This window comes from Bradyrhizobium sp. USDA 3311 (genome assembly GCF_054062495.1).
Map to the genome: position 1 here is coordinate 9,354,622 of NZ_JBSSFI010000001.1, position 14,749 is coordinate 9,369,370.

The following is a 14,749-nucleotide window of genomic DNA, read 5'->3' on the forward strand; positions in this document are numbered from 1 at the left end:
GGGAAAGATGACTATGACGTTCCGTGCCGCAAACGAAATCTTGGCGATGACCGAGCGCTTGCTTGGACCTGGACATCACACCGCCCGTGTTGTGTCAGTCAGCGACGATGGCGCGACGGTGGTGGTCGAAGTCGCCGGCGCTCGTCACACGGCGACGGTGGCCGTTGGCTGCCTGGTCCGGCCTATTCCACAGGACGCGGTGCTGCTCTTCAGCGAGGCGGAGCAAACCTTCGTCGTGACCGTGCTCGAGCGAACGGGCTCCAGTTGGGGCATGATCGGCCTACCGGGGGATCGCAACATGTCGATCGAGGGCGAGACTATCACTATCGCCGCGCGCCGGCGCATTTCCTTGCGTGCCGATAGCATCGATCTGCAGGCTAAGCTGTTGGCCGTGCTCGCGGACAAAAGCACCTGGATCGGCAAGCTCTACACTTTGATCGCGGACCATTTCCGTTGCTTGGCGCGCATCCAGGAAGCGAGCGCCGATTCGCTTACGGTAAAGGCAGTCGAGCGCATCGCGGTTATCGAACGCATCGACTCGTTGCAGGCCCAAACCCAAGCCGTTAGGGTCACCGGCATCGCCTCCGAGATGGCTCACAGCAAAGTCATCTCGGTGAGCGAAGATCTCCGCCTCGACGGCAAACGCGTGACGGTTGCATAGCGCGCATGCTGACCACTGGCATGCCGGCTCCGACCCGGCAAGACCGGCTTAGAACGGCGCAGGAATTTATTGCGAGCGGCCGTCTCGAGGAAGCGGAGGCGCTGCTGGAGGAGGTGGTCGCCACAAACGATCCCGATACGCTCAATGCAAAGGCTACACTAGCGCTTGCGCGACATCGCACTGAATTAGCGTTCGAGCAGCTGGCGGAGGCTGCAAGCGGTTATCCCGATCACGCGGGCCTTGCTACTAACCTCGGTATCGCCCATGAAATGCTCGGCCGCCTTGATGAGGCGGTTACTTGCCTCAAGCGCGCAGCGGGGCTCGCCCCGCGCAACCAGGAGATCAAGCTCGCGCTGGCTCACGCCCTGGAAAGTCGCGGCGATGTTGCGGAAGCCCGCGCGATTACAGAGGCGGTTGTCCAAGACGAGCCAGGCAACCCGCGCGCCCTCCTTCAACTCGGCACCATTGATCTCGCCTTACGCCATTACTCGTCGGCCGAGACCGCCCTGCTTCGTGCCCTGGAGGTTGCCCCGAACGATCCCGATACGCTGCGCAATTTGTCGGTGCTCTTGCTTGATCGCGGCAACTTCGACGAAGCGCTCAACGTTGCGGAACGCGCGCATCTGCGCGCGCCGCTCGACATAGCCGGGCTCTCGCATCTGGCTTATTGCCGCGCGGCGAAGGGGCTTTGGGCGGAAGCGGAGACCACCTGCCGGAGGTTGCTCGCCTATGCGCCGATGCACCTTGGCGCCCGCGAAATCCTGGCCCGCGTCATGATTGCCGCCGGCGAGGAGGATCGGGCAATTGCGGAGCTCACACAGTTCGTTCGCGCGCGCAAAACGCTCCCCTCCGCGGCGCTTGCTTTGGCAAGTATTCTGCAATTCGTCGGCCGCTTTGATGAAGCTCTCAAGCTTGCCAGCCACCTCGCGCGCACGCGACCTAACGACGAATCGGCGAAGGCTCTGGAGGCCACCCTTGAATTGACGCTTGGCCGCTTCCCGACGCCCAAGCCCGTCGACTTGGCGCAGGTTAGGCGCATAGTCGTGCCGCCGACGACGGACGCCCTCGAATTCATAGTGCTCGTTCGTCATTTGCGTCGGCTGTCCAGCCAACAAAATGTGCACGTCGTCGCAGAGCCACGTTACCAGGCTCTTCTTACCGGCCTGGCCGAGCAGATCATTCCTGACGAGCCGAGGCCTCAGCTCTCAGCCACGCCCCTGCAAGCGTTATTGGGCATTCTGCCGACCAACGCCGGGAACGTTGCCGATGGCATTCCCTATCTGCGACCCGAGGCCAAGCTCTTCGCCGGATGGCGGGATGCCCTGGCCACGTTCGCAAGGCCTTTGGTGGGAATCGTATGGGAGGGCGGCGCTCTCGGCCTATCGATGGAGCAGATCGCAGCTGCGGTTCCTCGCTCCGTTACGCCCGTCAGTTTGATGACCGACGTGCAACGGCATGACATGAAGCGATGGAACCGTCCGATCGATGCTGGTGCGCATATCGAGTGCCCTGCGGAACTGATCGCGGCAGTCGCCAATCTCGATGCAGTGGTCGGGCCCGACAGCTTCGCCATCCATGTCGCCGGGGCGCTCGGCGTCCCCGGCGTGGTCTTCGTGCCGCGCGGCTATCCGTGGTATTGGGCCCAGGCCGGCGGAAAGCCATTGTGGTACCCCTCATTCGAAGTCGTCGTGCAGGAACGGCACGGTGACTGGGCTGGAGTGATCGATGAAGGACGGCGACGACTGGAGGCATTGCTGCGCGCACCAATGATTGATTGAGCGGCGCGCACCCACGAGCAGTTCCGGAAGGTTTTGGTTTGCGTGTTATACCGCGGCGGCTCAGTGGACCGGATCACGTAGACCCTTCATGAGGTGCGCGTCGGAGGTCATATTTTGTGCGCTGGTATGTTGCTGGCCGCACCGAGCCACGCCGTAGACGACATCGACCACTATTGCCTGCAATTTCCAGATGCGCGCGGCATCTTGGTCTTCTCGGGCGATCCATCCGAAGCCAGCGCACAGGCCGTGGCTGCTCGTCCCGAGTTGGAGACATGGTTCGGAGCCGACGTGCTAGCACGCCTCGCCAGGCACCCAGGTCGCAAGGTCGTTTGAAGCCGCGGTTGCAGCTCCCGAAAACCTTGTCGAGGCCGCGAAACTATCGAGTGCCATTACTCCGCCTTGCCGTTGAACGACGGATTTTTGACCTCGGACGAACGTTTTTGTCGCTGTCATAAGCGGCGCGTTCGTGCGTGGCGATTCTCGACCTTCATGCGAATAGGTGAGCCGAGGCCGTATCGCTCCGAGGGGCGTGCCCCATCCGCAGCCTGCAGCACGGCGCTCCTCAACCGAACCTTATCTCTTTCTTGAAATGGCCATCGTTGAAGGTTTCGACGAGCGCTCGCGATGTAGTCTCGATCTGCCGGCCTTGGCGCGTGTTGGCTCCACGCGACGATGTTCATGGCAGGCCAAATTGATCGTCTCCGGCGGCGGCGGACAGAGCGTTCCAGCGCGTGTCACGTTCGGGTGCGTTTTGGATCTAGCCTGCACGTCTGGATGGATCGAACTCGACCCAGGGCAGCAGTTTTTTCGTTTTACGGATGAGGGTGGAATCCTTCGGCCGGCTGGCTGTGTTTGACGAAATCAAGCAAGTAACCGAGGCGCTGGATGACCGAGCGCTCAAAGGCGGGCGCCCATTTTTCCACCCGTGCTTTCATCTTGGCAGCGAGATCGGAAAGCGCGGTTGCTACGTCCGCTCTCATCCAGCAACCCTTCAGAACCTGTCAAGCTATGCGGTCGCATCAATCGCCACCGGAGGCCCAGCTGACGGAGCTTGACCGCCAATCTGTCGAGAGACGCCTGTTTGAAGAGCGTTGACTTTTCGAGGTTCCAGCGGCCGCTCAGCACGCCCGGCATGGCCGCCGCCAGTCCTGCGACGCCAGCGTCAATGTGCGCCGATATACCCCGACAATGTCTGGGACCAAGTCAGCGTCCTCGGCTTGTCTTTCCAAGATCAAAGGTGACGGGTTGGAATCGCAGAACGGCGGTATCATAAAGGCCGTGGCCGCTTCACCATTTATCCTCGCCGCTGGTGCTGCCGGGAACGTGCTCCCACCTTACTTCCTTGTAGGTGAACGACCAGTCTTCCATGTTCTGATAGAAGCTGTTCTGAGGGTTAATCGTCAGCGGCACATACGCTTTGCCTTCAATTAAGGTCGCATTCTTCCATGTGATTTTGAAGAAGTTCTGCGGCTGCGGCATGCCTCCGGGATCGGTGCGGTAGAACTCGCAGAGTACCTCTTCGAGCACTTCGTTGGTGGCCAGCGCCTGCCACAGCAGTGGCGAGGCGCGATCGAAGAACTTGGTGAAGAGCACTGGCTTGTGGTTGCGAGCGCCGGTGGCGATACCGCTCGTCACGTCGCACGGAACGGCAATACCGCTGGTGAATGCGACGACCGTGATCTTCGCTTGCTTACCAGAGTCGCCCTTGGCGACTTGCCCGATGCTGTCCGGCTTGGAGGCATCTTTGGAGATGTCGCCCTGCTTCTTCCCCTTGATCGTCATATAGGATTCAAGTGACATTTTCGTTTCTCGGTCCTTGTGATACGCTGGCGCAACCAGCACGATCTGTATCGCAACATTCGTGCCAAAAGCCGTATGCATCCGCTGCCTGCTAGTGCCGGCCTTCCGGATCTGACGGTCAACGACAGTGCGTAGATTTCCGCGCACCGACAGAATCAAGCGATGATTTCGCCCCCCGTCGGGTAGTGATCTGTCACGGCACAGCAGGGCCGACTGGCACCAACCGACACTCGACATTGAGAAAGGCACGCGTGGCAACGTCGAGCACAGCTTGGGCCGTCACACTGTAACCCATGCAGTCATCAACAACGGCGTTGCCCTGCAGCGTGTAGACGAGCACCGTGCAAGACCCTCGTTGTCCTTGCTCCAGGTATTGCGAGGATAATTTGAGGCGCAATTCTCGTCCGTCACGAAGCCGTTGCGAACGAACGCCATCCGCCGACGGCGGCGGTATGTTGATCGACGCTGCCGGCAGGATGCTCGCCCGCGCCGTGTTAGCAACCGCTTCCAACAGCGGGTCGATCTCGTGAGTTGCGGGCCTCCAGACAGTCATGAGGCGTTATAGGGTGAGATAGTCACGCAGGCCCGTCGTAAATCTCGAACAAGGCCCCAGACTGCGCTTTGATACGATTGAACAAGTGCGCCTGCGAGGTCACTCCCCCCTTCATCGCAGGATTGTGAACCCCTCCGACTATCACCGGTCGGTCAATGTCGTCGTTGAAGTAGGCGACCGCAACTTCCGTTCCTGGAACTAATGGACAATGCATGCCGGTCTGATTCGGACCTACATAAGGCTCGAGCTTGCGCACGTAGTGGCTACCACGGCCCTTCGCCTGGTTGTCGACGAACGCAAACTGCAGCTTATAGCGCCCCTGGTCGTCGATCTCGGCCCGCCCGTTCCACGCTTCTCCGTCGACCGTGGCCGTATGGAGGCCGAGGCCCGAAGGCACAGGCGTCATAGCGACCGGACGGTAAGGCACGTCCGACCGGATGCAGTGGACCATGTTTTGGTAGGCTCGCCCGTGCTGGCCAAACGCTTGGAACCCGGTCGACGCGGGGCGATAGGCCGAGTGATCCGCGGCGACGACGAGATATTCACCGTCAAAACGGGGATGACCCTGCAACTTATAAATGACGCCAGCGCGTACCTGTGGCGCGTCACTGTGCGCGATGTACATTGTCTGGCCGGCGCAGACTTGCTCGGCACGGATTCGGGCCAGCGTGTTCGCTTCTGCTTCGCTAGTAAAATGGCCGCCGAATCGCGAGGCCCTGCCCAGAAAGCCGCTACCTTGTCCAACAGGTTGATCGGCGGACACGACGGAAGCCACGGTTTCGTCGTAATCTCGGAAGGCAATGGTCCCTGTGGAGAGAACCCGGCGCTGCCGGAATGACAGAACGGCGCTTTCGTGAACACCCCGCGGCAGATGGCGGTCGCGCTGGTGCGCGTAAAGAATCACCGAGTTGGCGCCGAACTCGACCTTGGGAAAGGCCAGATTCTTGTCGCCAAAGACGACGATCTCACCGCCATCTTCCTGCTTGAAGAAATAGAAAATTCCGTTCCGTTCGCAAAGGCGCGAAATGAAGGTCAAATCACTTTCATTGTACTGCACGACGTAATTTTTCTTGGGGTAGCGATCAAGATTGTATTCGGTGGGGATGCTGATGCACGCCTTGCTCAGCTGCTCCTTGACGATGTCATCGACACCCATCGGTTGACCAGGGCCATAAATGCGGCTTGCGACGGAGAGGTCTGCGACGGCAAAGCGCGGGCGCAGAACGAACTGGAGCACCCGTAGTTCAGTTACCGTCGGGTCCAGTTCCTCGACCTGGGCACAGAGGCCCGAGGCAATCCATCGCCCGCATCTGGTTTTGACGGTCAGCTTGGCGCATTCACCAATCAAATAGCTGGTATCGACATCGCTCGACGTGGTCGCGTAAATCACATAACTGAACGGCATGGAAATGCACTCTGTGCCCTCGAACCCTTGCACGTCGAGCTCAATATCGGGCTTGCTGTGAATGTCCAGGCTAATACTGAGATTGGAGTCGTCGGCCATCGCTACACCAAGTCACAGTTTGGCAGTGCGAACACGTTTGCCACCAGTGCGGCGGAGAGAGAGAGGTCGACCGCGAGCCGTGCGATACCGAAGCATTCAATGCTCAAATGATATCTCATTCCCTTACTCGTTTTACGACAGCGGCATGGGCCTTCCGCAGAAACGGTAAAGCCTGTACGGGCGACCGAGGCGCTGGACGCACGCACCGATAGTCTCGACGCGGTCGCCCGATTGAGGGTAAGCCTTGAAGCGAGCACGAGACATTGTGCTGGCGAAACAGTGGGTGGCGGCGCCGATGCGAGATTTCCAGTGCCACGTTGCATCGTGATCTGCTAACCGCGCCGGGATGCCGCTTCCCAACGGTGCGTCATAACGTTGATGTAGGGGCCATTGGTGCTCGCGTCGAGGATCGTGAAGCCGACACAGAACAATGCGATCAGCGCGTGGCGGATTGTTTCTGTCTGGAAGTTGCGACTGGCAACTAGATCCGCGTCTCAAGTAGCCGCCTGTTGGCAGCGAACGCCTGTCTTGCATTGCAGCCCAGGTGTCCATCGTTCTCTCCGAGGACACCGAGCATGAGGTGCATCCTTCAGCCTTGCTTGCCAGCACGGGTCGAAAAGGAAGATCTCTTCGTGCGCTCTCAGGTACGGTGGACGATGTGTTGGGATTCTCTCTCAAAACGAGGCTCGCAGCTTCAAGGGAAGGACTTCCAATGCACCCAGCCAACCAGGGTCGCTGCATCCCAATAGCAATGGTCGTGCCAATGGCGTCCTCCTCATCTAAGCCATTAAATTAGGTTTTGAAAACGTTCAGGTTGGGCAAACGACGGCAGGTGTTCTGAACATGACACCGCCTGTCGGCTGCCAGACGCGGACAAGCTTTCACCCCGGTGAGCCCTCGGCATGAGACCTTTCTTCATCTGCGATCGACGCATTCTTGTTGAATCCGATTACCGCCGCCACTTCGGCCACCGCTGAATTTACGCCGTTTAACGGGTTTCGATGGAGGTGGGACATCGTCGTTACCACCGGATTGCAAGGGCGGCAGCAGCAGTGGCAACAGCGGTGGCTCCAACCAGGGGCCCGGCCCCTATCAAGGCGCGGCGCTATGAGGTGGATAGGAGAAACAGTACCCGCGGTAAGCGATTCAGCGATACGTTACGAGCGACCTGATTTGCACGATATCGAAGAGAGAGTCCGCATTGGCCCGCCACGGCAACGGAGTGGCCGGCCCCGAACTGATCGGCGTCCTGGAAGAGTTCGGGCTTCTGCCGACCCAGGAGATCCCGATGCCATACTTACATACGCCGTGAACCCTACAGGCCGAAGGGGGACCGGAAATTAGATTTGAGAGATCTGCAAGGCATTGTGAACGACTTCTTTGAGAGGGACCCGAGCTGCGGTGAAAACAATGATGAGTGGAGTGGAGAAGTGTCGCTCGTGAGTGGTTCGACGAACACTCAAAGAGAGAGATCCTGTCTGCTGTCCATGAGCGCGCATTCGACCTTAGTCTGCTGTCTATCGAGAAATGTCGCTTTAGGTGCGCCTACTCGTTTCTACGACGGCAGTGCGCGCTGGCCGAACAGCCGGTAGAACCAAGGTGGGCGGCCGAGACGCTGGACGAACTCGCCGACGGTCTCGATACGGTCGCGGCGGTTGAGGGCAAGGCCTGAAGCGAGCACCCGCCATTGCGCTGGTGAAATGGTCAGCGGCGGTGCTGGTGTGAGCCTCGCCTTGAGTGCCTCATTGGCTGGCTGCTGCGCATATGGGTGCGCGCCGGTCAGGGCCAAATAGGCTACCACAGCGAGCGAATAGACATCGTCGCTTTCCGCTCGAGCCTCACCCATCAGCATCTCTGGCGAAGCATAAGCCGGTGTCAGGAGGCCGATCTGATCAAGCATGGCCGTGGCTCCGTCGTGTTGCGGCGAAACGTCAAGCATGAAAGCTGTCCCAAAATCCAGTATTTTGATTTCGCCCGTCGAGGTTATGAAGATGTTGCTTGGCTTGAGGTCGCCGTGGACGATACCTAGACAATGCATGTGGGCGAGCCCCTGCCCGGCCGCGCGAACGATCTGAAAGGATACAGACGGTGACAGCGGCAGTCGCTGACGATCGGCCAGGATCTGCGCCAGGGAACGGCCCTTTAAGAGCTCCATGACCAGGTAGTGGTACTTGCCGTCGTAATCGGAATCGTAGACCTGCACCAAATTTCGGTGCAGGAAGTTGCGTGCAAGGCGCGCCTCACGATGCAGCAGCTGGACTAATTTCTGACGCATCTTCGAATGTGGTTGGATCACCTTCACCGCTACTTCAGGATTTTGCTCACGCGCCCATAGGCCGATCCGATCGATCGCACGATAGACGGTACTGGTGCCACCCTCGCTAATCACCTCTACCAGGTCGAAACGACCGCCGAGCACGCATCCCAAGGGTACCGGACTCACAGTGCAGCCCCATCCACGCGGTCGACAATCGTATTGGTATCGTCGGTTGTCTCCTGCACGAGACGGCAATACGGGACTGGGGCGATCAGAGCGTCGACCAGCTCGGCCACCGACGCATTCTTCCCGACAGTTCTAGAAAGAGGTCTCACGGCGCACGCTATCATAGGTTATTCGGGCATCGGAACGAACGAAGGACACTCAAGCTGAACGGATTGCTTACGCTTTCCGCGCGCAGCTCGTAGGTCACCTTCGGCCGGTCAGGTCTGCCGATCGTGATGGTGAACCGATCGGAGGCGCCGCGCGAGGACAGCCGCGAGGCATCCACGAGTCGGAACAGCGCCCAAGGGCCCGATCTCTCAATCTTCTCCTCGGTTCCATCCACGGCGGCGAGTGTGACGGAGGCCGTGCTTGCATCGGATCGAGTCGGCCATTCGAGCTCGTAGGCACGTGGCGCCTCATGACGATAGACGATTTCCTTGCCATCCATGACGAACGTCGCGTGCAGCAGTTTGGAGGCGAGATAGACAGGCTTGACGCTGAACTTCATCGCGGGCGCGGAGCCTGCGCCGCTGAAAAACGCCTTCCTCATCTCCCTCGCGCGCTGAAATTGGGCTAGAGCATCGGCCAGGATCGGCGCCGTCGCCCCATCGATGGTCGCGAGCGCAAGCCCGTTCCGTCCTTCGACCACCAGCGGCGACAGGTATTTTCGAAAAAAGTCATCGAGAACGCCGCCGGGTCGGAAGAAATCGCTGAAATCCTTCAGTGTTATATCCTCCGTCGCCGTCGCATACACCGGATAGCGCTGGAAGATCACAGCCTCGCAGACCGGGACCACTTCGCGCTTCCAAACAGCATTTACGTAGTCGTGCGCCTGGTCGAGCAAGATGCTCCATGTCGAGAACGTGATGTCGTTCATGGTGGTGCGGACCAGGTCCGGCCGCAGCGCCGAATCGGCGCGCAAGGCGCCGAAAGCATCGTTGCTTGGGTCTTTGACATGCCGCTGGACGAGCTGAAATGCGGCTCGGCCGGGATCCGGCGCTGTCGCGATGTTGACCATTGTCGCATAGAGGCCGCCGAAAAGATCGCGGATGTGATCCATGCTGGCCGGCTGTCCCGAGGATCCGGCTGTGGCCAATTGAGACAGAGGTCGGAATGCTTCGGTGATCCGCGTTCCTGGCCAAGGCGTATCGCCGAATGCCGCCGAGAACGCGGTGGCCGCGGTACCGCCGGTCTCGCCTGAGCTCTGCTGTCCGGGGGGTGGCAGGTAAGTGTTGTCACGGACCAGGGAAATGATCTGCAGCAGCGTGCTTTGCGAGCCGGCAAGTCCGCGCAGGACCGCTGAGCCGCGCTCCATGTCGCCGAACTTGACGACGCGAATACTGCTTAGGACGTTTGTCCAAATGCGGATATAATCAGTAACATACCGGTCAATGACCTTGAGCACGACCTGCTGTGCGTCGGTTGGGTCAAACGGGCTACCGGCAAGGACCCAGTCGTCGCTTTGCTCTTCTCGGACGATGAGCGGCAGGCGGTGCAGCAGGAAATCGAGGAACCCGTCGCGCGTGAAGATGCCAGGGATTATCGCACGATTGCTCAAATAGGCAGGCTCCTGCCGGACAGTGGCGGGACCGACAATCTGCGAAGCACGCATCTCAAGCTCGCCGGAACCCAGCAGACTGACCAGATCGATCGCGCGGAGCCGCGTCTCCTGCGCTGCTTCGCGCAACAGACGGGCATAGACCTGATCGACGAGAGGACGCTCCGTCAGGCGCGAACCAACCTCAACGACGAATCTCTGGTCATTCGTGATCGGCTTCGGCAACAACTCAATCAAGCGTGAAAAATGCTCCCTCAGTTCGCCCGCTGATGTCGTATCGAGCGCGAACGCGAGTGCCACTTCAGTGCGCGCAGCCTGCTCGACTTTGCCGCGGTCGAAATGCCTTGGATTGCTCAGCATCAAATATGTGCGGAACACGTCCTTGGCCTGGTCCGGGAAACTGTCGTCACCCGTACGCAATAATGCTTCGATGCGGACTGCAAGCCTGCCGGCGAAAACCGGCAGCAGACGGTCGACCAGAATGTGATCATAGGCCGCTTGCGCAGCCGGCGCGAGCGACGGGGAGCCAAGGCCTTCAAGCCAAGCATACCAACTACCCTCGCCGGCAGCCTGAGGCAGCCGGCGCGCGGCATTCAGGATCGGCAAGAGGTTCTTCAGGTCCAGGGGGGCGCGGATTTCCTGGAGGTGGGCCTGCATCGTCTGCGCGGCCATTCGGGTTTCCGCAATGCGCACTTCGCTTCGGGTGAAGGCACCGTAGCACTGGGTCAATGCAGCCACCGCCAGCGTAACGGCCGCGATATAGCCGCAGCCGTGCACCAGCGCGAGCTTACGCTCGATTCTGGCATTGCGGCCGACCAGTCCCTGCTCAGCGAAGATCACGTCGGTTAGCAACCGCTTGATGAAGAACGTCTTCACCGATCCAATTGACGACAAGCGCTGCGCGGAGTGCAGACCGAAATTCCACCTGATTGCGCCGCTCACCCCGTCGATTGGCGTCCCTTCCTGCGTACCGCTGGTAAAGTAGACGCCGCGCAGCATCGGCGGCACTTCGAATCGGCTCGTCCGGAACACCTCGCTCACGAAGCCGGTGATTGCTGTCCGGATGCTCCAGAATTCTTTAGGAAATGCATACATGATTGCGCGGCGGCTAAGATTGCGTTCCTCCTGCATGCGAAAGGCCAATTCGGTCTCGAGCCGCTCAGCAAGCTCCTGGATCTCAAGCGTTACGACGTCACTAATGTGATCGCCCGGCCCCTCGAGGGCAAAGGTTTTCCCCCACACCTGTGCCCGGCCTTCATGGTCGAGATCGTCAAAGTATTCGGTGAAGCCAGGTACCAGATCGCATTTCGTTACCAGAACATAGACTGGAATGCGCATGCTAAACTTCTTCAGTAGCTCCTGTATCCGCGAACGAACTGAACCGACGAGCCGCCGCCGCCGGTCTTCCTCGCACAGCAAGAGATCGGTCAGGCTGATGGCGACCAAGACGCCATTGATCGGCCGCTGGCGCCGATGCGTCGCGAGAAGATCGAGAAAGCCGTTCCAAGCCGCGCGATCGACCTCGGCATCCTTATCCTGCGTCGTATAACGGCTTGCCGTGTCGATAAGGACTGCTTCGTCGGTGAACCACCAGTCGCAGTTTCTCGTGCCGCCGACGCCCGCGACCGGGTCGACGCCGAGCCGTTCGGCCAGCGGAAATTCGAGGCCCGAATTGCGCAGGATCGTTGTCTTGCCGGCGCCCGGCGGACCAATGATGATGTACCAGGGCAGCTCGAACAGATAGCTTGGTCCGCGCTTTCCGGCGAACACCGTATCGCGCAGGACCTTCAGCGCGTCCTCGAAGCGGCTGCGGATCAGTTCGATCTCCTCAAGGCGGCGATCGTTGGAGGCCACCATGAGGCCTTCGCTCTCCATCAGTGACTTGATGACGCGGCGATTGGCGCGGCGCGCCAGCCAGTATCGGACAAAGATCACGACAACCACCGCCCCGAAGAGACCAGCGATTGTGGCGGCGCGAGCGGTGACCGAATAGAACGGATATCGACCGAACAGCTCGAGATAAGGCCCCCCGAACCAGACGAGCATGCCGATCGCCAGCAAGCCGATCAGCGTGATGAAGCCTCGAGCCGAGAAGACTGCCGCGAATTGGGCGCCGAACATCTGCACCTCCTCCTTTTAGTGCGGCGCGGAGCGGCCGATCAGGTCGAGCAAGTGTTCGACGGGTGCAAGTTCGCCCGAGAGACGCCACCGAAACAAGCCATAGCCGATGAGCACCACAATAGCGGCGGCGGCGAAGACGATCCACAACGGCAGGTAACTACGCACGCCCATGCGCACGCTGAGGCCGCGCCATTGGCTCGATAGTTCGGTGGGCGCTGCGGTCGTATGTTCCCGCAAAAGGCGCTGAACCTCGGAGCGCAAGTCTTCAAGCCGTTCCCGGCCGCCTTCCACCACGCGATATTTGCCTTCGAAGCCCATCAACAAGCAGATATTAATGAGCTTAAGCAACGCGAGATATTTGGCTGGCTCCGCCTGGACGTGATCGAGCATCTGAAAGACCTTCTCGCCGCCCCAAGTCTCGTTATAAAACTGGTTGAGCAGGCTATTGTCACTCCAGTTGCTTTCACCGCCCCAGCGCGTGGTCATCACGGCCTCGTCGATCAGCGCGCACATCACGTAACGGGCGGCTCTCACATCGCCGCCGCCGGCTTGAGCTTTAGCGGCACGTTCCTCGAAGCCACGGATATGCTCGACAATCCCGCGCCGCAGCGCGCCTATATCGGCATCGTTGACGGAGCGAAGCTGTGAGACGAGCAAAAGGAGCGGTGCAGCGGCCGCGACCAAGGTGTCTTCCGCTGCCCTTGGCTCGAAGAGACCGTGCGCTACGATTTCGGTATGGTGGGTTGCCCGCAGTTCGCCTGGTTTCGATGCTGTAGCCGGCGCGTAAGCGAGCGTCGGGGCGGCGACCTTCGGTGGAACGTCGGCGGAAAATTGCCCGCGGTGATCGTTACGGGTCGGACCGGCAGGTCTGCGTCCAAGGACTGTCGGCTCATCCGTGTCTTTCGGTCCTGTCACGCACGTTTCCCGCGGATGGCCCAGAATTCGAGATGCAGATTCGAGTAGTCACCGCTGACGTGGAAAGCAAAGGCGGCCGCGCGCGGCAGGATGCGCCACAGCTCCACCGACTGGTCTAACTCGAAATAGACGGCATTCTGGATGTAGGGCACCTCGCGAGGCGCCACGGCCAGGGCGCGGATGGGGATACCCGGGAGCTGAAGGTTGACGAGATCGCGAATCTGCTCGACCGAGCCTACTTTCATCTGCGCTGGAAGCTGGTTCCGTAACGTCTCGGTCGGTACGCTTGCCACAGCGAGGAGAACGAAGCGAGAGTCCTGGAACAATGTGCGATCGGTAATGACGCCGGTCATGATGCCATACCCTCGATCCTGCAACGGGAGCGATATAGCGGCGCTCTGTATCACGACGGATAAGATCTTGCGCAACCTCTCAGCTAAAGACGCGAAGCCGCTCTCGAGATCCTCATGTCGATAAGAATGCATATCTTGTGGCTTGCGGCGATCATCGACGAAGCTCGACAGCTGTCCTGCGAGGCCAAGCAGTGCGCGGAAGAGTGTTTCAGGATGATGCCCAACTGTTGTTGCGAAGTGGTCGAAAACGGCTTCGGCGCCGTTCACGATGGATAACGTCAAAAGATCCACCAGTCCCGCTGCGTCTGCGGTCGAGCGCGCCGGATCGGCGCGCGCGGAAAGCGCCTCAGCGCGCGTCCGTAACAGCGATCTGATCTCGTTCAACAGCAGGATTAGCGGCTGGACCGCGTGGATGTCGATGGCCGGCGGGATGTAGCTGTCGGACAATGTGATCGCGCCGGCCGGATCGACGTCCAGGATACGACCGATAGGCAGCGTGATGAGATCGCACTGCTCCTCGCCTTCAAAAACGAGGTGCGGCATCAGCGCAGCAACACTAATATCGACGGCAGGCTTCTGCGGGGCCGTCACATTCCGGACCTGCAGGACCTCCTGAGCATGGCGGCGCGCAGGCGCTTCCCCCGAAGAGAGGTCGCTACCGCTGCTCCTATCGGTGCCAAGGGCTATCTTGACCAGCAGGTTCTTCGCCCCCGGCGGAGGCACTCGTGCTCCGGGAAGCCGGGCATATTCCGGCAAACGAAGCGCCGTACCGTCGGGCATGATGGCCTCAAGTTCGGTAACGGCGAGTTGTCCAAGCGTCAGCAGGTGACGATCAAAGGCACATTTTCGAATACCCCAGCCGTAACCGACCAGACCGCCAACGCGGTTCTCGACCAATTGCTCAACCCAGCGGTCGTATTGCTGCAAGTGCTGCGGCCGCACCAACATGCCTTCTGACCAGATCGGTTTGCTTGCAACGGACATCGTATTGGTCGCCTGTTCGTTGATTTCCTATAGGTTGCGT

General features: G+C 60.0%; 10 protein-coding genes. 2 read left to right on the forward strand and 8 right to left on the reverse strand.

All coding sequences use genetic code 11. From position 1 onward, the window contains the following. Window positions 1–7: 7 nt before the first annotated feature. Window positions 8–661 (forward strand): DUF3540 domain-containing protein, encoded by a 654-nt coding sequence (locus tag ACVWW6_RS44470; RefSeq protein WP_456683011.1) that lies wholly within the window; start codon window positions 8–10, stop codon window positions 659–661. 5 nt (window positions 662–666) lie between these two features. Continuing rightward, the gene (locus tag ACVWW6_RS44475; RefSeq protein WP_456683012.1) at window positions 667–2,439 is read left to right on the forward strand and encodes a tetratricopeptide repeat protein; all 1,773 of its coding nucleotides are present in this window, start codon (window positions 667–669) and stop codon (window positions 2,437–2,439) included. A gap of 812 nt (window positions 2,440–3,251) precedes the next feature. On the opposite strand, the gene ACVWW6_RS44480 is transcribed toward ACVWW6_RS44475, so the two are convergent. The 8 genes from ACVWW6_RS44480 to tssK all read right to left on the reverse strand — a co-directional run bounded on the left by ACVWW6_RS44480 (window position 3,252) and on the right by tssK (window position 14,709). Then, window positions 3,252–3,419 carry a hypothetical protein gene (locus tag ACVWW6_RS44480; RefSeq protein ID WP_456683013.1) on the reverse strand — a complete coding sequence of 56 codons (168 nt, stop codon included), beginning with the start codon at window positions 3,417–3,419 and terminating at the stop codon, window positions 3,252–3,254. Between the two features lie 307 nt (window positions 3,420–3,726). Next, a complete protein-coding gene (locus ACVWW6_RS44485) occupies window positions 3,727–4,398 on the reverse strand; it encodes an Hcp family type VI secretion system effector (protein ID WP_456683014.1) in 672 nt (223 codons plus the stop codon). Window positions 4,399–4,432: 34 nt separating this feature from the next. Continuing rightward, window positions 4,433–4,792 (reverse strand): hypothetical protein, encoded by a 360-nt coding sequence (locus tag ACVWW6_RS44490; protein ID WP_456683015.1) that lies wholly within the window; start codon window positions 4,790–4,792, stop codon window positions 4,433–4,435. A 22-nt stretch (window positions 4,793–4,814) separates the two neighbouring features. Next, a complete protein-coding gene (locus ACVWW6_RS44495) occupies window positions 4,815–6,296 on the reverse strand; it encodes a type VI secretion system Vgr family protein (RefSeq protein WP_456683016.1) in 1,482 nt (493 codons plus the stop codon). Window positions 6,297–7,851: 1,555 nt separating this feature from the next. Then, entirely contained in the window at window positions 7,852–8,715 is an 864-nt protein-coding gene (locus tag ACVWW6_RS44500) for a serine/threonine-protein kinase (protein WP_456683251.1), read from the reverse strand. Between the two features lie 184 nt (window positions 8,716–8,899). Next, complete coding sequence (tssM, locus tag ACVWW6_RS44505) at window positions 8,900–12,457, reverse strand: type VI secretion system membrane subunit TssM (protein ID WP_456683017.1); 3,558 nt, start codon at window positions 12,455–12,457, stop codon at window positions 8,900–8,902. A gap of 15 nt (window positions 12,458–12,472) precedes the next feature. Further along, window positions 12,473–13,372 carry a type IVB secretion system protein IcmH/DotU gene (gene icmH / locus ACVWW6_RS44510; RefSeq protein WP_456683018.1) on the reverse strand — a complete coding sequence of 300 codons (900 nt, stop codon included), beginning with the start codon at window positions 13,370–13,372 and terminating at the stop codon, window positions 12,473–12,475. Continuing rightward, the gene (gene tssK / locus ACVWW6_RS44515) at window positions 13,369–14,709 is read right to left on the reverse strand and encodes a type VI secretion system baseplate subunit TssK (RefSeq protein ID WP_456683019.1); all 1,341 of its coding nucleotides are present in this window, start codon (window positions 14,707–14,709) and stop codon (window positions 13,369–13,371) included. Before tssK ends, icmH begins: the two co-directional genes overlap by 4 nt. Between the last annotated feature and the right edge of the window lie 40 nt (window positions 14,710–14,749).

What these genes read in the sequence shown, in the direction of transcription:
- ACVWW6_RS44470 (WP_456683011.1), top strand. Translation starts at nt 8, where the DNA reads ATGACTATGACGTTCCGTGCCGCAAACGAAATCTTGGCGATGACCGAG.
- ACVWW6_RS44475 (WP_456683012.1), top strand. Translation starts at nt 667, where the DNA reads ATGCTGACCACTGGCATGCCGGCTCCGACCCGGCAAGACCGGCTTAGA.
- ACVWW6_RS44480 (WP_456683013.1), bottom strand. Translation starts at nt 3,419, where the DNA reads ATGAGAGCGGACGTAGCAACCGCGCTTTCCGATCTCGCTGCCAAGATG.
- ACVWW6_RS44490 (WP_456683015.1), bottom strand. Translation starts at nt 4,792, where the DNA reads ATGACTGTCTGGAGGCCCGCAACTCACGAGATCGACCCGCTGTTGGAA.
- ACVWW6_RS44495 (WP_456683016.1), bottom strand. Translation starts at nt 6,296, where the DNA reads ATGGCCGACGACTCCAATCTCAGTATTAGCCTGGACATTCACAGCAAG.
- tssM (WP_456683017.1), bottom strand. Translation starts at nt 12,457, where the DNA reads ATGTTCGGCGCCCAATTCGCGGCAGTCTTCTCGGCTCGAGGCTTCATC.
- tssK (WP_456683019.1), bottom strand. Translation starts at nt 14,709, where the DNA reads ATGTCCGTTGCAAGCAAACCGATCTGGTCAGAAGGCATGTTGGTGCGG.